The organism is Leucobacter ruminantium (assembly GCF_017565705.1).
Taxonomy (GTDB): Bacteria; Actinomycetota; Actinomycetes; order Actinomycetales; family Microbacteriaceae; genus Leucobacter; species Leucobacter ruminantium.
Genome location: NZ_JAGDYL010000013.1, coordinates 13649 through 30315, shown reverse-complemented (window position 1 = coordinate 30315; position 16667 = coordinate 13649). Strand labels below are relative to the sequence as shown.

The following is a 16667-nucleotide window of genomic DNA, read 5'->3' as shown; positions in this document are numbered from 1 at the left end:
ACGAGGGCCGCACTCAGCGGCCCCGCGATCCCTCTCCCCGACTCCTGCGAGGTTCGAAACCATGATCAAGCGCCAACTCCCCAAGCCGGCCGAGCTCTTCGAGCTCATGCAGTTCAAGAAGCCCGACCTCAACGCGCGACGGCGCCGCCTCGACGCCGCGCTCACGATCGCCGACCTGCAGCGCATCGCCAAGCGCCGCACCCCGAAGGCCGCCTTCGACTACACCGACGGCGCCGCCGAGGGCGAGCTCTCGCTCGACCGCGCCCGCCGCGCGTTCGAGGACATCGAGTTCCACCCCGACATCCTGAAGCCCGCCGAGCACGTCGACACCTCCACCGAGATCCTGGGCGGGCGCAGCTCGATGCCCTTCGGCATCGCCCCCACCGGTTTCACGCGCCTCATGCAGACGGAGGGCGAGATCGCCGGCGCGGGCGCCGCGGGTGCCGCGGGCATTCCGTTCACCCTGTCCACGCTGGGTACCACCTCCATCGAGGACGTGAAGACCGCGAACCCCGCCGGGCGCAACTGGTTCCAGCTCTACGTCATGCGCCAGCGCGAGATCTCCTACGGTCTCGTCGAGCGCGCCGCGGCCGCGGGCTTCGACACCCTCATGTTCACGGTCGACACCCCCATCGCGGGTGCCCGGCTGCGCGACAAGCGCAACGGCTTCTCGATCCCGCCGCAGCTCAGCCTCGGCACGGTGATCAACGCGATCCCCCGCCCGTGGTGGTGGATCGACTTCCTCACCACGCCGAAGCTCGAGTTCGCCTCGCTGTCGTCGACGGGCGGCACGGTCGGCGACCTGCTCAACGCCGCGATGGACCCGACCATCAGCTACGACGACCTCGCGATCATCCGCGAGATGTGGCCGGGCAAGCTCGTCGTGAAGGGCGTGCAGAACGTGCCCGACGCCGTGAAGCTCATCGACCTCGGCGTCGACGGCATCATCCTCTCCAACCACGGCGGCCGCCAGCTCGATCGCGCCCCGATCCCGTTCCGCCTGCTCCCCGACGTGGTGCGCGAGGTCGGCAAGGACGCGACCGTGATGATCGACACCGGCATCATGAACGGCGCCGACATCGTCGCCTCCGTCGCACTCGGCGCGAAGTTCACGCTGATCGGTCGCGCCTACCTCTACGGCCTCATGGCCGGCGGGCGCGCGGGCGTCGACCGGGCGATCGCGATCCTGCGCTCCGAGATCGAGCGCACCATGACCCTGCTCGGCGTCTCGTCGCTCGAGGAGCTCGAGCCGCGGCACGTCACTCAGCTCACGAAGCTCGTGCCGGTGCGCGACGCGGCGGGCGAGACCGCGCTCGAGCGCTGAGGCCGTTCTCCGCCGGCTGAGCGGCACCCCGCTGGTTGAGCGAGCGCCAGCGAGTCGAAACCGTCGGTGTCTATCCGTCACCCGAGCCTCGGCGCCCCCTCCGGGGTGTCGAGGTGGCGGGCGACGCGGTGCTCGAGCGCGATGCGCACGCCCGGCCACTCGAACTGCGTGATCGAGAAGACCACGGTGTCGCGCACGTAGCCGCCGCGGCGCATCTGGGCGCGCAGCACGCCGTCCTGCTTCGCGCCCAGTCTCGCGATCGCCTCGCGCGACTGGTGGTTGTGGAAGTCGGTTCGGAACTCCACGGCCGGGCAGTCCCACACCTCGAAGGCGTGCCGCAGCAGCAGGAGCTTCGATTCGGGGTTGGTGCCCGTGCCGTGAGAGCTCGCCGCGTTCCACGTCGAGCCGATCTCCACCCGCGGCGTGGCCGCGTCGATGTTCATGTACGTCGTCATGCCGATGACACGCCCCGTGTCGGTGCGACGGGCCGTGAACGGCAGCATCGATCCCTCGTCCTGGAGGCCGAGGCGGCGGTCGATCTCGGCGCGCATGCCGTCGGGCGTCGGCACGCCCGTGTACCAGAGCCGCCACATCTCGCCGTCGTTCACCGCGTCGACGAGGCCGTCGTGGTGGTCGTGCGCGAGCGGTTCGAGTGTCACGAGTCTGCCTGAGAGCGTGCCGGGGTGCGCGAGGGTCATGCGCTCAATTCTCCCGGCGTCGCCCTGCGAAGGGAAGAGGGATCGCGGCGCGCGCGCCGATGCGCGATGTTCCACGTGGAACGGATGGGCGAGTCCCCTTCCGAGCAGTCACGAGCGTGCCCCGGCGCGGGGCTCAGTGCCTCCCCCTCACGGGCGCTGCGCAGTCGGCAGGCACTCGCGCACCTCGACCCATGTGTCGAGCTCACCGGCGAGCAGCCCCGCGAGCTCGCGAGCGCGATCCCTATCGGGCACCCGCACCACCCACAGCCTGCGCAGCGGCTCCCCTTCCCGGTTGTACCACCCCTCGCGCGTCTCGCCGCCGGGGCCCACCACCACGGCGTGCTCATCGCCGTCGAGCGCCTCGGTCCACTCCAGCTCCGAGTTGCCGGCGAGCTCGTCTTCGAAGCGCGCGAGAAAGGAGACGACCTCCTCGACCCACACGGGGCCCCGCTCGATGAGCGCCGACTCCAGGCCGTGCGCCAGAAGCATGTACCGCATGACGACCTCCTCCTCCCGGAGCCGATCGCTCCGGCTCATTCCATCGTGACACGTTCTCCGCGCGCGGTCGATCCCTCGCCTCCCCTCGGCCGCCGCCTTCCCTCCAGCCTCGGCCACCGCCCTCCCTCCCGCCGCGGCCGCCGCCGCGTTCGGACGAGGACGCTCGTTCGGACGAGAACGGCCGGATCCATCCGAACGAGCGTGCATATCCGAATGACGGAGCGGGGTGGTCCGGAAACGGAGCGGGGGCGCCGGCCCGGAAAACGCTCGCGCGCGAGGCGTCCGACGGATACTGTGAACTCGTGGACCGACGGATGTTCCTTGGCGCGCTCTTCGCCGCCTCCGCCCTGAGCGCCTGCGCGGCGCCGCCCTCCGAGGCCGATCGGCTGCCGAAGCCGAAGGCCTCGCCCGCCCCGACGACGCAGCCGCCCGTGGCGGAGCCGACGCCCGTGCCCACTCCCGAACCACCGCCCCCGCCGCAGTACGTGCCCGCCTACGACCTGCCGGGCGGACCGATCTGGGGCCTCCCCGACGAGGTCGGCAATCAGCTCGCCTGGACGGTCGACGACGGGGCGAGCCCAGAGGTGGTGATGGCCTATGCGAACTTCGCGCAGCAGACCGGCACCAGGCTCACCTTCTTCATCAACGGCATGTACGCCGACGCCTGGACACCGGCAGCGCCCGTGCTCGCTCCCATGATCGCCACCGGGCAGGTGCAGATCGCGAACCACACCTTCTCGCACCCCTCGCTCACGAGCATCGGCGACGCGCAGATCCAGGACGACCTCATGCGCAACCACGACTTCATCCAGCAGCTCTTCGGCGTCGACGCACGCCCCTGGTACCGGCCGCCCTACGGCAACCGCGACGCCCGCACCGATGCGGCAGCGGCAGCGGTCGGTTACACGCAGCCGGTCATGTGGTACGGATCGTTGGGCGACTCCGGGCTGATCCCTCCCGAGGTGATGCTGCAGGAGGCGGGCAAGTGGCTGCTGCCCGCGCACATCGTGCTCGGGCACGCGAATGCTCCGACCGTGACCGGCCTCTTCCCGCAGCTCACCGAGCTGCTCGCGAGCCGGGGCCTCGCCACGGTCACGCTGAACGACGTGTTCCGCACCGCGTAGCTGCTCCGTGCGTCGGTTGAGCGACCGAGGCACGAGGGAGTCGAAACCCAGGACATCCGGGGTTCGACTCACGCGTAGATCGCGTGGATGCGGGGCAGCAAGCTGCGGTAGCGCTCGCGCAGGCCGCTGTAGGCGGCGACCCACTCGGGGTCGGGGTAGACGCGGAGGTCGGTGCGCACCATCGCCGTCACCGCGGAGTCGAAGTCGGGGTGGATACCGGCAGCGACGGCCGCGCAGATGGCGGCGCCCGTGCCTGCCGCGTCGGTCGCCGCGGGGCGCCTGACGGGCGCATCGTAGACGGCCGCCAGGATCCGCAGCATGAGCTCGGACACCGCTCCCCCGCCGGTCACCACGAGCTCTTCGAGCTCGCGCCCGAGCGCGGCGAAGGTGCGTTCGGCCCCCTCCGATGACGCGATGGCGAGGGCCTCGAGGATGGCGCGGTAGACGTGGAAGGTGCCCTGCGTGCCGTCGAAGCCGACGATCGCACCGCGGCGTTCGGGCGCCTCACTCGGTGCCAGCCAGTCGAGACCCACGACGAGCCCGCCCGAGCCGATGGGCACCTCCTCAGCCCCCAGGCCGAGTTCGTGCTCGGAGATCGCGCCTCCCCCCGAGACGAGGTCGCGGTACCAGCTGACGGTCCACATGCCGCGGCGCACCCCGTCGCTCTCGTAGAGATAGCGGCCGGGCTCGGCGCCGAAGTTGGTCCAGTAGGCGCCCTCCGAGGCCTCCGCACCGGAGCCCACCGTCATCGCCGCGACGTAGGTGCCGAGAGAGAGCAGCGCTTCTCCGTCCTCGCGCAATCCGGCCCCGAGCGCCTCCACGGCCTTGTCGTTCGAGGTCGCGACGACGGGCAAGCCGACCGGCAGGCCGGTGAGCTCCGCCGCCTCCTGCGTGACCTCGCCCAGGGTCCCTCCGGGCGGCACGAGCTCGAAGAGCATCTCCGGGAGCATTCCGGTTCGGGCATACGCCGAGGGATCCCTGCTCCAGTCCCAGGTGTCGGCGTCGACCGGCCAGAGACCCTGGGTGCTGCCGGCCGCATCGCGCCGCCGCCCGGTGAGGCGGTGGGCGATGTAGCCGGAGGAGGTCGTGACGTATCTCGCGTCGTCGCTCTCGGCGACGAAGGGCTTCGAGACGCGCTCGTCCATCCAGCTCATGATCGGCTGCGCGAGCGTCCCGTCGGCGCGCAGCACCGCACGGCAGAAGCGGATCGTGCAGAGCCCCAGCGCGCGGATCTCGGAGGGGTCGCCCCCGAAGCGATCGAGCGCGCCGCGCAGGGCGGCGACGACCGATGTCCACAGGTCGTCGTCCGGGTGCTCCCAGCGCCCGGGGGCCGGAGAGCCGTACGGCCGCAACGCGGCGCGCGCGCTCGCGTGCACCGTGCCGTGGGCGTCGACGATCGACACCTTGGTGCTCTGCGAGCCGTTGTCCACTGCGATCACGTAGTCGGTCATCGGCGATCCCTTCCGGGGCGGTGTGCGGGGGACGGGGGTCTGCGAACGACCCGATGGGGCCGCGCCTCACGCGAGCGGGAAGACGGTGCCCCTGTTCATGATCCCGTTGGGGTCGAAGCCGCGCTTCAGCGTCTCGAGCAGCGGGTATGCGGTGCCGTGCTCCTCCAGGGTCCACGGCGTACGGTACTTGCCGATGCCGTGATGGTGCACCATGGAGCCGCCGAGGCGCAGCGCCTCCTCCACCACGATGGCGTTGATGGGCTCGTGGTACTCGGCGATCTCGGCGCGGGGCTCGCAGTCGATGTCGTAGTCGTAGACGAAGTAGAGGTTCGTACCGGTCTGGTAGCTGTGCGAGGAATGCGCTCCGAGCATCGTGATGTCCGCTGCGCGCGGGAACTCGGTGCGCACGCGGCGCATGACCGATTCGAACAGCTCCTTCACTCCCGACCAGTCGATCGACACCTCGGTCGTGTAGCCGAGGTGGGCCTTCTCGAGCATCTCCCGCTTCTCGGCGTCGATCTTGTCCTGCCCCCAGTTGAGGTTCTCGAACCACTGCTCGATGAGCGCCGGGTCGACCTTCTCGTGGGGAATGCCTGCGAAGATCTCCTCGACCCCCGCGGCCGTGGCGTCGGCCACACCCTTCGGTCCCTCGGCGACGACGACCACCACGGCGCGTCCGCCGGCGAAATGCGAGAAGTGCTGCGCCGCGTCCTCCTCGGAGTAGGCACGTGCGACCGAAGGGCGGTAGCCCTCGACGATGATGCGTCGCAGGCCGTCGACTCCGGCGGGAAGCGAATCGACGAGGTACCCCAGGAAGCGCAGGTTCTCGGGCTGGTACTTGAAGATCTTGACCGTCACCTCGGTGATGAAGCAGAGCGCACCCTCGTTGCCGATGACGATGTGTCGGATGTCCGGGCCCGCCGCCCGCCGCGGCACGTTCTTGACGCGGCTCGTATGCCCGCCGGGGAATACGGCCTCGAGTCCCACGACCATGTCCTCGATGCCGCCGTAGAGGGTCGAGAACTGACCGATGGAGCGCGTGGCGACGAGCCCGCCCATCTGCGCGATCGGCTTCGACTGCGGCGAGTGGCCGGTTGTGAGGCCCTGCGCCCGCAGCTCGTCCTCGAGCACCTGCAGCGGCACGCCGCACTGCACGGTCGCCATCATGTCGACCGGGTCGATCTCGACGATGCGGTTCATGGCGGAGCCGTCGAGCACGATGGTGTCCTCCACGACCGTCTCGAGGCCGCCCTCGGTCGCGGTGCGTCCGGTACGGGGCACGACGTTGATGAGGTGCTCGTCGGCGAAGGCGAGCACGGCCGCGACGTCCTCGGTCGAACGAGCGTTCACGATGGCGGCCGGGATCGGCCCGTCGAAGATGCCGTGCACGGCCGTGTACTTCTTGAAGCGGTCAACGCTCGCCTCGCGCAGTTCCTGCTCGTCGGTGACGATCTGCTCGGCTCCGAGCAGCGCCTGCAGTCGGGAGACGATCTCGGCTCGGTCGAGGCTCGAACGCGATGTAACCATGAGAGTGAGGGGGTCCTGTTCTGTGCGGTCGTGGGTATGGTCTGGTGTGAGGAGGGCGAGGGATCCGCGCTGCTCAGCGCACGCGGTAACCGCCGTCGACGGTGAGCACGTGCCCGTTGACGAAATCGGAGGCGCGGCTCGCGAGGAAGACGGTCGCGCCCATGAGGTCGGCGACGTCGCCCCAGCGCCCGGCCGGGGTGTGCTCGATGACGCGGCGATTGCGCTCGGGGTCGCTGCGCGTGTCGGTGGTGATGGGGGTCGCGAAGTAGCCGGGGGCGATCGCGTTGACCTGGATGCCGTGCTCTCCGAGCTCGTCGGCATAGGCCTTGGTGAAGCCCACGATGCCGTGCTTCGTGGCCGCGTAGGCGGGTGAGCCGAGGCCGCCGAGGAAGGCGAACAGCGAGGCGATGTTGATGATCTTGCCCGACCCCCGAGGGATCATGCGCTTCGCGGCCTCGTGGCCCATCTCGAACGCGGCGGTCAGGTTCACGGCGACCATGGGATCCCACTGCTCGCGGCCGAAGTGCTCGACGTCGGCGATGCGGCTGATGCCCGCCGAGTTGACGAGGATGTCGAGCCCGCCGAGCGTGTCGACGCAGTGCTCGACGGCTCGGGCCGGCGCCCCGGGCGCGGTGATGTCGATCTCGAGTTCGGCGTACTCGCGGCCCTCCGCGCGCACGAGCCGTGCGGTCTCGCCGCCGTCGTCGAAGAGCCCGGGCACGTAGACGTCGGCACCCGCCTTCGCCAGTGCGAGTGTGAAGGCCTGGCCCAGGCCGGTGTTCCCCCCCGTCACGATGGCCCGCTTCCCGGCGAGCGAGAAGCAGTCGAGGGAGAAATCGGTGATGTTCACTGTCGTTCCTTAGGAGTGACGACGGGGGCGGCGGGCTCGCCGCCCCCGGGACGGACGATCGTCAGATCAGGCCTTCTTCTTCGAGCCAGTCGAGGGCCACGTCCTGCGGATCCTCGCCGTCGACGTCGACCTTCGCGTTGAGCTCCTGCATCACCTCGGTGGTGAGCTTCTCGCTCACGACCCCGATGATGTCGGCGATCTCGGGGTACTCGTCGAGGGTCTCCTGCTTGAGGGTGAACGCGCCCTGGTAGCTCGGGAAGAACTGCTTGTCGTCCTCCATCACCACGAGGTTCAGGGCGGGAATGCGTCCGTCGGTCTGGAAGACCTCGCCGAAGTTGCAGTCATCGCCCTTCTCGGCGGCCGTGTAGATGACGCCGGTGTCGAGCATGGTCACGTTCGACTCGGGCGCCTGGAAGCCGTAGGCGGCCTTGAGGCCGGGCCAACCGTCGTCGCGCGTCGAGAACTCGCTCTCGATGCAGAAGGTCTGGTCGGCCTCGGGCAGTGCGGCGACGTCGCTCAGGGTCTTGACGCCGAGCTTGTCGGCCTCGCTCTCGCGGATCGCGAAGGCGTAGGTGTTGTTGAAGCCTGCCGGGTCGAGCCAGGCGATGCCGTTGGCCTCGGCGTCGGCCTCCTTGACCGCGTCGAACTGCGCTTCCTCGCCCTGCACGGGCTCGGTGTTGCCGAGGTAGGTGATCCAACCGGTGCCGGTGTACTCCCAGTAGCCGACGAACTGGTCGTTCTCGAGCGCCTGGCGGGTGTTCGCCGAGCCGACGAGCTTCGTGTTGGCCTTGAGGTCGGCGCCGTGCGCGTTCAGCAGTTCGGTCGTCAGGTGGGCGAGGATGTACTGCTCCGAGAAGTCCTTCGCGCCGATCTCGCCGGTGAGACCGCTCAGCTCGTCGCCGCCGTCCGCGCTTCCTCCTCCGCCGCCGGAGCAACCGGTCAGGGCGAGGGATCCAGCCGCGAGCGCGGCGAAGGCGGCGAGCGCCATCTTTCGTTTCTGCATGGTGAGTGCCTTTCGTGTGTTCGGGGGTGCCTGCGGCTATGCGCCGCGCGGCTTGAGGATGTCTTCGACGAGCCCCGCGGCCCAGTCGATGAGCACAGCGATCGAGGCGACGAGCACGGCTCCCACGACGAGCACCGGGTAGCGCTGCAGCTTGAGACCGTTGACGATCATGTCGCCGAGGCCGCCCGCGTTGATGAAGGTGGCGACGGTGGCCACGCCGACCGCGAAGACGAGGGCGGTGCGCAGGCCCGCGACGATCACGGGCGAGGCGAGGGACAGCTCGATGCGGCGCAGCACCTGTCCGGGGGTCATGCCCATGCCCCGCGCGGACTCCTTCACGCTCGCATCCACCTGCTGCAGACCAGTGATCGTGTTGCGCAGCACGGGCAGGAAGGAATAGACGACGAGCGCCACGAGCGCGGTCGCGAAACCGGTCTTCCAGAGGATGGCGAGCAGGATCACGACGCCGATGGCCGGCGTCGCCTGGCCGATGTTCGCGATGCCCACGATGATGCCGTTGAACACGCGCGACTTCGACCGGCTCACGGCGATCCCTGCCGGGATGGCGAGCACCGCGACGAGCACGGAGGCGCAGATGGAGAGCACGAGGTGCTCCCCGATGCGCCGGGAGATGTAGTCGGCGTTGAGTGTGCGCGACTCGATCGAGTCGAGGTCGAGCACGGAGACCCACAGGAGCGTGAGCAGCAGCACGCCCGCGACCACGATCAGCGGGAGGCAGCGCTTCACGATGCCCCCGGCGCGCCCCGGACGGCGGGGCGGCGCGGGGTTCGGGATCGCCATCGTCGGCGACGGCGTGATCTGCTGCGTCGTCATGGCCGGCCTTCCGCTGCCGCGGTTCCCGCGGTCCGCGCCGCGCTGCGGGGCGCCTCGGCACCGAGCACGGAGGAGATGGCCGCGTAGTCGAGGGATCCGACGGCCCGGTCACCCTCGGTCACGTTGATGCGCGGCGCGCCGGTGAACACGAGGTGATCGAGCGCTTCTCGGAGCGAGTCGGTCGAGGCCACGGTCGAGGCGGGCGCCGAGGCATCGACGGGGCCCAGCGGGGCGTCTCCCGACGGGATGAGCGCGAGGCGCTTGAGCGCCGCGCCCTCGCCGATGAAGGAGGAGACGTAGTCGTTGGCCGGGTTCTTGAGGATGTTGGCCGGGGTGTCGAACTGCTCGATGCGGCTGCGCTCGCTGAGCACCGCGATGCGGTCGCCCATGCGGATCGCCTCCTCGAAGTCGTGCGTGACGAAGATGATCGTCTTGCCGATCTCGGCCTGCAGCCGGAGGAATTCGGCCTGCAGGCGCTCGCGGGTGATCGGGTCGGTGGCGCCGAAAGGCTCGTCCATGAGCATGACGGGCGGGTCCGCGGCGAGCGCCCTGGCAACGCCGACGCGCTGCTGCTGACCGCCGGAGAGCTGCCTCGGGTAGCGGTTCGCGAAGACGCCGGGATCGAGCTGCACGGTCTCGAGCAGTTCTTCCACGCGCTCCTTGATGCGCTGCTTCGACCAGCCGAGCAGTCGGGGCACGGTGCCGATGTTCTCGGCGATGGTGAAGTGCGGGAACAGGCCGATCTGCTGGATGACGTAGCCGATGTGGCGGCGCAGCTCGTTGGCGTCGAGGGAGAGCACATCGTTGCCGTCGATGCGGATCGAGCCGGAGGTGGGCTCGATGATGCGGTTGATCATCTTCATCGTGGTCGTCTTGCCGCAGCCGCTCGGACCGACGAACATGACGAGTTCGCCAGGCTCGATGCGCATCGAGAAGTCCTCGACCGCCGGGGCGGTCTGGCCCGGGTAGAGCTTCGTGATGCGGTCGAGCTCGATGGACGCGCCGCCCTGCCGGGAGGCGAGCGCGGAGAGGATGCCGGTGTTCGTCGAGATGTCAGGCACGGAGACCCCTTGAAGTCGTGAAGCGGGAGATGAGCACGAAGATTCCGTCGAGCAGGAGCGCGAGGAGGATGACGGCGACGGTGCCGACCAGTGCGTAGTTGAGGGCGTTCTTGGAGCCCAGCGAGGAGAGGCCCTTGAAGATGTACTCGCCGAGGCCGGGGCCCGCGACGTAGGCCGCGATAGCGGCGATGCCGACCGTGAGCTGGGCGGCGACGCGGACGCCCGCGAGGATCACGGGCCAGGCGATGGGAAGCTGCACCGTGAGCAGTACGCGGGCGGAACCCATGCCGACGCCCCGCGCGGCCTCGAGCACCGATACGGGCACCTCGCGGAGCCCGACGACGGTGTTGCGCACGATCGGGAGCAGCGAGTAGAAGACGAGCGCCACGACCGTGGGGGTCCAGCCGAGGCCCAGCACGGGGCTGAGCAGCGCGAGGAGCGCGAGGGATGGGATGGTGATCGCGACGGCCGATGCTGTGATGACGGCCGAGCGCGCGAAGCGCCGGTTGCGCACCGCGATGCCGAGGCCGATGCCGATCACCGCGGCGAGCGCCAGGGAGATGAGCACCACGACGAGGTGATCGACCACGAGGTCGACGATGTCGTCGGAGCGTCGCGACAGGAAGGTCGTCAGCCCGTCCAGATCGAATCCGGTCAAGGATCGGCCTCCTCTCTCTTCGTTGAGTCGTTGCGTCGTGAGACAGCACCCAAGCTACTGTGAGTAGCCAAATAGACATAGTCAGTTGTGAATATGGAAACGGGACGTTATCGTGTTGTTATGAGCGCATCCGCACCGCCGACCGGGCCACGTCGCAATTCGTCAGGACTCGGGCGTGATCTCGATCTGCTCGACGCGCTCGCCTCCCCCGAGTCGCTGCGCGGCGGCGGCCTCGGCGTCTCTCAGGTGGCCCAGATCGTAGGCCGCGACAAGGCCGCCGTCTCGCGGGCGCTTGCGACGCTCGCCGACGCCGGTCTCGTCGACCGCGACGACGACTCGCTCCGCTACTTCCTCGGCCCGCGCCTCTACGCGCTCGCGGCGCACACGGCGCAGGCGGCCCTCGTGCAGGCGTCCCGCGCGCACCTGCGCAGGCTGACCCAGGTCACTCGCGAGACCAGCCACCTCTGCGTGCTGCAGGGCGGCAACGTGCTCACCCTCGTCAGCGAGCTCAGTCCGCTCGAGGTCCGCACGACCGGCTGGGCCGGCAGCACGACGGCGGCCTGGCGCACGCCGTCGGGTCGCGTGCTGCTGAGCGACTGGGACGAGACCTCGCTCACGCGCTGGTACGAGGCGCACGGACAGGACCGCGCGCTCATCGGTCCGCTGAGCCCCGAGACCGGGCCGTTCGGCTTCCCGGTGCTCCCGGAGCCCGAACCGGGCACCGCTCCCGTCACCGACTTCGACAGTCTGCTGCTCGAGCTGAAGTCGGTGCGCGAGCGCGGCTACGCCACCTCCGACCAGGAACTCGAGAGCGGCGTGGTCGCCGCCTCCTCCCCCGTGATCGACTTCACGGGTCGCATCGTCGCAGCCGTCAACGTGAGCGCCCCGAAGGCACGCATCGGCGACCGCCTCGACGTGCTCGGCTCATACACCGCGAAGGCGGCGCGGGAGCTGTCGAGCCAGCTCGGGGCGCCCTCCCGCTGATCGAGCGAGCATCTCAGTCGAGCAGCAGCGCCGGCTCCTCGAGCACCGACGCCACGTCGGCCACGAAGCGCGAGATCACGTCGCCGTCGACCACGCGGTGGTCGAACGAGCCGCCCACCGTCGTGACCATGCGCGGCCGCACCTCGCCGTCGACCACCCACGGCTTCTCGCGGATGGTGCCCATCGCCATGATGGCGACCTCGCCCGGGTTCAGGATCGGTGTGCCGAAGTCCATGCCGAAGACCCCGATGTTGGTGATCGTGATCGTGCCCTTCGACATATCGGCGGGCTGCGTGCGCCCGTCGCGGGCCGTGATCGTGAGCTGCTCGATCGCCCGTGCGAGGTCGAGCAGGCTGAGATCCTGCGCGTCCTTGATGTTGGGCACGATGAGGCCGCGCGGGGTGGCCGCCGCGATGCCGAGGTTCACGAAGTGGTGGCGGATGATCTCGGTCTCGGTGAAGGTCGAGTTGATCGCGGGGTTGCGACGGATCGCCCACAGCATCGCCTTCGCGAAGATGAGCAGCGGCGACACCTTGACGCCCGCGAAGTCGGTCGAGGCCTTCAGGCGGCGCACGAACTCCATGGTGCGGGTCGCGTCGACGTCGGTGAAGACGCTGACGTGCGGAGCCTCGTTGGAGCTCGCGACCATCGCCTGCGCCGTCATCTTGCGCACGCCCTTGAGCGGGATGCGCTCCTCGCGCGCCTCCGTCGCCTCGGGCGCGGGCGTCGAGAGGTTGCGGAACAGGCTCGCCTGCGACGCGCCTCGCACGACGTCGTCGCGCAGGATCTCGCCCGCGATGCCGGTGCCCGTGACGCGGGCCAGGTCGACGCCCAGATCCTTCGCGAGCTTGCGGATCGGGGGCTTCGCGATGATCGGGTTGGCGTCGGCGACAGGGATCGGGGCCTGCGCACCGGCGAGCAGCGGCTCACCGCCGCGACGCCGGCGGCTCTGCACGGCACCCGCGGTTCCATAGCCGACGAGCACCGCACCGCCGGTCTCCTCCTGCTGCACACTGGCTGCCGCATCGGCGACGAGATCCCTGGTCTCCTCGTCCTCGGCCGCAGGGGCGGCCGCGGGCGCCGGGGATCCCTCCCCCGCATCGCTCCCGGTGCGCACCCGCAGGATCGGCTGACCGACGGGCACCGTGTCGCCGATCTCCGCGAGCAGTTCGGTGACGGTGCCCGCGAAGGGCGACGGCAGCTCGACGAGCGACTTCGCCGTCTCGATCTCGCAGATCACCTGGTTGAGCGCGACGGCGTCGCCGGGCGCCACCCGCCACGAGACGATCTCGGCCTCGGTGAGGCCCTCGCCCACGTCGGGAAGGGGGAAGGTCATTTCGCTCATGGCTCGCTCCGGATCGTGAATCAGTAGTGCATGGTGCGGTCGACGGCTTCGAGCACGCGATCCGCGTCGGGCAGGTACAACCCCTCGAGGCGGGCGGGCGGGAACGGCACGTCGTACCCCGACACGCGCAGCACGGGCGCCTGCAGCGAGTAGAAGGCGTGCTCGGCGACGTGCGCGGCGATCTCCGCGCCGAGGCTCGCGTTGCCCTGCGCCTCCTGAGCCACGACGAGGCGGCCCGTGTTGCGCACCGACTCGAGCAGCGGCCCGTAATCGATCGGCGACAGGCTGCGCAGGTCGACGACCTCGAGGCTCGTGCCCTCCGACTGCGCGATCTCGGCCGCCTGCAGCAGCGTCGTGACCATCGCGCCGTGCCCCACGACGGTGCAGTCGGTGCCCGCGCGCGCGATGCGGCTGCGGTGCAGATCTGCGGCGGGGGCCGAGGGATCCACGTCGCCCTTCATCCAGTACTTCGCCTTGGGCTCGAAGAACAGCACGGGATCGTTCGAGGCGATCGCCTGCTGGATCATCCAGTAGGCGTCGTTCGGGGTGGACGGCGCGACGACGCGCAGCCCGGGAGTGTGCGCGAAGTAGGCCTCCGGGCTCTCCTGGTGGTGCTCGACGGCGCCGATGTGCCCGCCGTAGGGCACGCGGATGACGATCGGCATGGGGATCGCGCCGTCGTGGCGGCTCGTGATCTTCGCGAGCTGCGTGACGATCTGGTTGAACGCCGGGAAGATGAAGCCGTCGAACTGGATTTCGATGACGGGCCGGTAGCCGCGCATCGCGAGCCCGATCGCACTGCCGACGATGCCGGCCTCTGCGAGGGGGGTGTCGAGCACGCGGGCCGAACCGAAATCGGCCTGCAGGCGATCGGTGACGCGGAAGACGCCGCCGAGCGGGCCGATGTCCTCGCCCATCAGGATGACGCTCTCGTCTGCGGCCATGGCCGCGCGCAGGCCCTCGTTGACGGCCTTCGCGAGGGGCAGGTTCGTGCGCTCGGAGAGGGTGGTGACGGAGCTCATCGGGCTGCCTCCTCGTCCGCGAATGACGACTCGTAGCGGTCGAGCCACTCCCGCTGCTCCTCGATGCGCGGGTGCGGCTCGGAGTAGACGTGCTCGAACATCGCGTCGGCCTCGGGCACCGGCAGGGTCAGGATCGCATCGCGCACGGCCATCGCCTCGCTCGCGGCCGCCTCCGCGACCTCGGCGAAGAAGGCGTCTTCGACGCCCTGCTCCCGCAGGTGCGCCTCGAGCCTGGCGATCGGGTCGCGCTGCTGCCAGCGCTCGAGCTCGCCGTGCTCGCGATAGCGGGTGGGATCGTCGCTCGTCGTGTGCGCGCCGATGCGGTAGGTGAGCGCCTCGATGTAGCCGGGGCCGCCCCCCTCGCGCGCCTCCCGCAGGAACCGTCGACCCACCGCGTATGCCGCGAGCGGGTCGTTCCCGTCGATCTGCACGGCGCGCAGCCCGAAGCCGAGCGCGCGGCGGTAGAGCGGGGTGCGCGACTGGCGCGCGACGGGCACCGAGATGGCCCAGCGGTTGTTCTGCACGACGAACACCTCGGGCGTCTGATAGCTCGCGGCGAAGATCATGGCCTCGTTCGCGTCGCCCTGGCTCGTTGTGCCGTCGCCGTAGAAGACCATCGTGGCCTCGCCCGTCGCGGTGCCGGCCTCACCCGCGTCCATGCTCGTGACCCCGGCGTTGCGCTTCGCGTCGAGCAGCTGGCCGAGGGCGTAGCCGGTGGCGTGCTGGGTCTGCGCGCCGAGCACGAGCGTGTAGAGGTGGAAGTTGCCGTTCGCTGGGTCTGTGACGTCCCAGCCTCCGTGCGTGAGGCCGCGGAACTGCTTGGCGACATCGAGGAGGCGGACGCCGCGGATGCGCGCGATCGCGTGCTCGCGGTAGGCGGGGAAGATGTGGTCCTGCGGCTCGGCGGCGCGACCGAGGCCGACCTGGCAGCCCTCCTGGCCCACGCTCGGCACCCACAGCGCGAGTTGACCCTGGCGCTGCAGGTGGGTGCACTCCGTGTCGAAGGCGCGGGTGTGGACCATGTCGCGGTACCACTGCTTGAACTCGTCGACGCCGACGCCCGCGAGCTCTTCGGCGAACTCGGCGGCCGTGGCTGAGGGCGCGTAGCGGCCCGCGTCGTCGAGGAAGCGGATCGGCTCCGGGTCGACTGCGCTGTGCAGAATATCGTGCTCGCTCATCCCGACCCAGTGTAATGACGCGCACTGTCCGACGTCGGATATATCCTCGGCAGGTGGGCGCTTTTCCCCGCGAGGATCCCTCCTCGCGCACCGGCCCCCCGCACCAGCCGCAGACCGAATCAAGAGGACCCCACCGTGAGCGCAAGCTTCTTCGCACTGCTCGACGACATCGCCGTGCTCGCCAAGGCCGCAGCCGCATCGGTCGATGACGTGGTCGCAGGCGCCTCGAGAGCATCCGCCAAAGCCGCGGGTGTGGTGATCGACGACGCGGCGGTGTCGCCCCAGTACGTGCAGGGCCTCAACCCGAAGCGCGAACTGCCCGTCGTGTGGCGGATCACGAAGGGATCCCTCGCGAACAAGGCCGCGATCATCGTCGGCATCATGCTGCTCAGCACCTGGGCGCCCTGGGTGTTCCCGTGGCTGCTGCTGCTCGGCGGCACCTACCTCGCCTACGAGGGCGCTGAGAAGGTGTGGCACTGGATCGGGCCGAAGCACGGCCACGAGCCCAGCGTCGAGGAGGTCGTCGAACGCACCGAGACCTCCGAGAAGCAGATCGTCTCGAGCGCCGTGCGCACCGACCTCGTGCTGTCGATCGAGATCATGCTCATCTCGCTCGCCAACATCGACGCGGACTCGTGGGTGATGCGGCTCGCGATCCTCGTGGTGGTCGGCGTGCTCATGACGGTGGCGGTCTACGGCACCGTCGGGCTGCTCGTGAAGATGGACGACGTGGGCTTCTGGCTGCGCCGCCGCAGGCCGCGGGCGCTGAAGGTGGTCGGCACATGGCTCGTGAAGGCGATGCCGTGGGTGTTCCGGGCGCTGAGCGTGGTCGGCATGATCGCGATGCTGTGGGTCGGCGGGCACATCCTGCTCGCGAACCTCGCCGAGGTCGGATGGGGCTGGCCCTACGGGCTGCTGCACGACATCACGCACGCGCTGCACGCGCCGGGCATCGTGACCTGGCTCGTCGAGAGCGCCATCTCCGCGGTCGTCGGCCTCGCCTGGGGCGCGGTGGTCGTGGCCGTGCTCGCGCTCGTGGCGCGCGTGCGGCTGCGACTGCGGGGAGCGCCGGCCGCGCACTGAGCGCAGCGGCAGCACCGACCCCTCGCA

At 69.9% G+C, this 16667-nt stretch carries 16 protein-coding genes; 4 read left to right on the top strand and 12 right to left on the bottom strand.

The annotated features are described in order from the left end of the window. The first annotated feature begins 61 nt into the window (after positions 1-61). A complete protein-coding gene (locus tag J4H91_RS08630; RefSeq protein WP_208045861.1) occupies positions 62-1324 on the top strand; it encodes an alpha-hydroxy acid oxidase in 1263 nt (420 codons plus the stop codon). A 77-nt stretch (positions 1325-1401) separates the two neighbouring features. Here the strand turns inward: J4H91_RS08630 and J4H91_RS08625 are convergent, their stop codons facing one another. Further along, the gene (locus J4H91_RS08625; protein ID WP_208045860.1) at positions 1402-2022 is read right to left on the bottom strand and encodes a GNAT family N-acetyltransferase; all 621 of its coding nucleotides are present in this window, start codon (positions 2020-2022) and stop codon (positions 1402-1404) included. Between the two features lie 147 nt (positions 2023-2169). Further along, positions 2170-2520 carry a YciI family protein gene (locus J4H91_RS08620; RefSeq protein WP_208045859.1) on the bottom strand — a complete coding sequence of 117 codons (351 nt, stop codon included), beginning with the start codon at positions 2518-2520 and terminating at the stop codon, positions 2170-2172. 302 nt (positions 2521-2822) lie between these two features. Between J4H91_RS08620 and J4H91_RS15550 the strand changes: the two genes are divergently transcribed. Continuing rightward, the gene (locus J4H91_RS15550) at positions 2823-3644 is read left to right on the top strand and encodes a polysaccharide deacetylase family protein (RefSeq protein WP_208045858.1); all 822 of its coding nucleotides are present in this window, start codon (positions 2823-2825) and stop codon (positions 3642-3644) included. Between the two features lie 68 nt (positions 3645-3712). On the opposite strand, the gene J4H91_RS08610 is transcribed toward J4H91_RS15550, so the two are convergent. From J4H91_RS08610 to J4H91_RS08580, 7 genes are all read right to left on the bottom strand, one after another. Beyond that, positions 3713-5095 (bottom strand): FGGY family carbohydrate kinase, encoded by a 1383-nt coding sequence (locus tag J4H91_RS08610; protein ID WP_208045857.1) that lies wholly within the window; start codon positions 5093-5095, stop codon positions 3713-3715. A 66-nt stretch (positions 5096-5161) separates the two neighbouring features. Continuing rightward, a complete protein-coding gene (locus J4H91_RS08605) occupies positions 5162-6622 on the bottom strand; it encodes an FAD-binding oxidoreductase (protein ID WP_208045856.1) in 1461 nt (486 codons plus the stop codon). 73 nt (positions 6623-6695) lie between these two features. Next, complete coding sequence (locus J4H91_RS08600) at positions 6696-7472, bottom strand: SDR family oxidoreductase (RefSeq protein WP_208045855.1); 777 nt, start codon at positions 7470-7472, stop codon at positions 6696-6698. A gap of 61 nt (positions 7473-7533) precedes the next feature. Continuing rightward, on the bottom strand, positions 7534-8475 hold the full coding sequence (locus tag J4H91_RS08595) for a glycine betaine ABC transporter substrate-binding protein (RefSeq protein ID WP_208045854.1): 942 nt from the start codon (positions 8473-8475) through the stop codon (positions 7534-7536). A gap of 36 nt (positions 8476-8511) precedes the next feature. Beyond that, the gene (locus J4H91_RS08590) at positions 8512-9309 is read right to left on the bottom strand and encodes an ABC transporter permease (protein ID WP_243752817.1); all 798 of its coding nucleotides are present in this window, start codon (positions 9307-9309) and stop codon (positions 8512-8514) included. Then, positions 9306-10370: an ATP-binding cassette domain-containing protein gene (locus tag J4H91_RS08585; RefSeq protein WP_208045853.1), complete on the bottom strand. Its 1065-nt coding sequence runs from the start codon at positions 10368-10370 to the stop codon at positions 9306-9308. Before J4H91_RS08585 ends, J4H91_RS08590 begins: the two co-directional genes overlap by 4 nt. Beyond that, a complete protein-coding gene (locus J4H91_RS08580; RefSeq protein ID WP_208045852.1) occupies positions 10363-11028 on the bottom strand; it encodes an ABC transporter permease in 666 nt (221 codons plus the stop codon). The genes J4H91_RS08585 and J4H91_RS08580 overlap by 8 nt, the downstream gene beginning before the upstream one ends. A gap of 120 nt (positions 11029-11148) precedes the next feature. Here J4H91_RS08580 and J4H91_RS08575 point away from each other — a divergent pair, with 120 nt between their 5' ends. Continuing rightward, positions 11149-12012: an IclR family transcriptional regulator gene (locus tag J4H91_RS08575; protein ID WP_208045851.1), complete on the top strand. Its 864-nt coding sequence runs from the start codon at positions 11149-11151 to the stop codon at positions 12010-12012. 13 nt (positions 12013-12025) lie between these two features. Here J4H91_RS08575 and J4H91_RS08570 read toward each other — a convergent pair whose 3' ends face one another. From J4H91_RS08570 to J4H91_RS08560, 3 genes are read right to left on the bottom strand one after another with little or no spacing between them, the layout of a single operon-like run. After that, the gene (locus J4H91_RS08570) at positions 12026-13357 is read right to left on the bottom strand and encodes a dihydrolipoamide acetyltransferase family protein (RefSeq protein ID WP_208045850.1); all 1332 of its coding nucleotides are present in this window, start codon (positions 13355-13357) and stop codon (positions 12026-12028) included. A 20-nt stretch (positions 13358-13377) separates the two neighbouring features. After that, positions 13378-14379 (bottom strand): alpha-ketoacid dehydrogenase subunit beta, encoded by a 1002-nt coding sequence (locus tag J4H91_RS08565; RefSeq protein ID WP_208045849.1) that lies wholly within the window; start codon positions 14377-14379, stop codon positions 13378-13380. Next, entirely contained in the window at positions 14376-15557 is a 1182-nt protein-coding gene (locus tag J4H91_RS08560; RefSeq protein ID WP_208045848.1) for a thiamine pyrophosphate-dependent enzyme, read from the bottom strand. The genes J4H91_RS08565 and J4H91_RS08560 overlap by 4 nt, the downstream gene beginning before the upstream one ends. 135 nt (positions 15558-15692) lie before the next feature. Here J4H91_RS08560 and J4H91_RS08555 point away from each other — a divergent pair, with 135 nt between their 5' ends. Continuing rightward, positions 15693-16640, top strand: a complete 948-nt coding sequence (locus tag J4H91_RS08555) for a DUF808 family protein (RefSeq protein ID WP_208045847.1) — start codon at positions 15693-15695, stop codon at positions 16638-16640. Positions 16641-16667: the final 27 nt, after the last annotated feature.

Excerpts from the sequence above, each read along its gene's own strand:
- J4H91_RS08630 (WP_208045861.1), top strand. The coding sequence starts at position 62 with ATGATCAAGCGCCAACTCCCCAAGCCGGCCGAGCTCTTCGAGCTCATG.
- J4H91_RS08625 (WP_208045860.1), bottom strand. The coding sequence starts at position 2,022 with ATGACCCTCGCGCACCCCGGCACGCTCTCAGGCAGACTCGTGACACTC.
- J4H91_RS08620 (WP_208045859.1), bottom strand. The coding sequence starts at position 2,520 with ATGCGGTACATGCTTCTGGCGCACGGCCTGGAGTCGGCGCTCATCGAG.
- J4H91_RS08610 (WP_208045857.1), bottom strand. The coding sequence starts at position 5,095 with ATGACCGACTACGTGATCGCAGTGGACAACGGCTCGCAGAGCACCAAG.
- J4H91_RS08605 (WP_208045856.1), bottom strand. The coding sequence starts at position 6,622 with ATGGTTACATCGCGTTCGAGCCTCGACCGAGCCGAGATCGTCTCCCGA.
- J4H91_RS08595 (WP_208045854.1), bottom strand. The coding sequence starts at position 8,475 with ATGCAGAAACGAAAGATGGCGCTCGCCGCCTTCGCCGCGCTCGCGGCT.
- J4H91_RS08590 (WP_243752817.1), bottom strand. The coding sequence starts at position 9,309 with ATGACGACGCAGCAGATCACGCCGTCGCCGACGATGGCGATCCCGAAC.
- J4H91_RS08575 (WP_208045851.1), top strand. The coding sequence starts at position 11,149 with ATGAGCGCATCCGCACCGCCGACCGGGCCACGTCGCAATTCGTCAGGA.
- J4H91_RS08570 (WP_208045850.1), bottom strand. The coding sequence starts at position 13,357 with ATGAGCGAAATGACCTTCCCCCTTCCCGACGTGGGCGAGGGCCTCACC.
- J4H91_RS08565 (WP_208045849.1), bottom strand. The coding sequence starts at position 14,379 with ATGAGCTCCGTCACCACCCTCTCCGAGCGCACGAACCTGCCCCTCGCG.
- J4H91_RS08560 (WP_208045848.1), bottom strand. The coding sequence starts at position 15,557 with ATGAGCGAGCACGATATTCTGCACAGCGCAGTCGACCCGGAGCCGATC.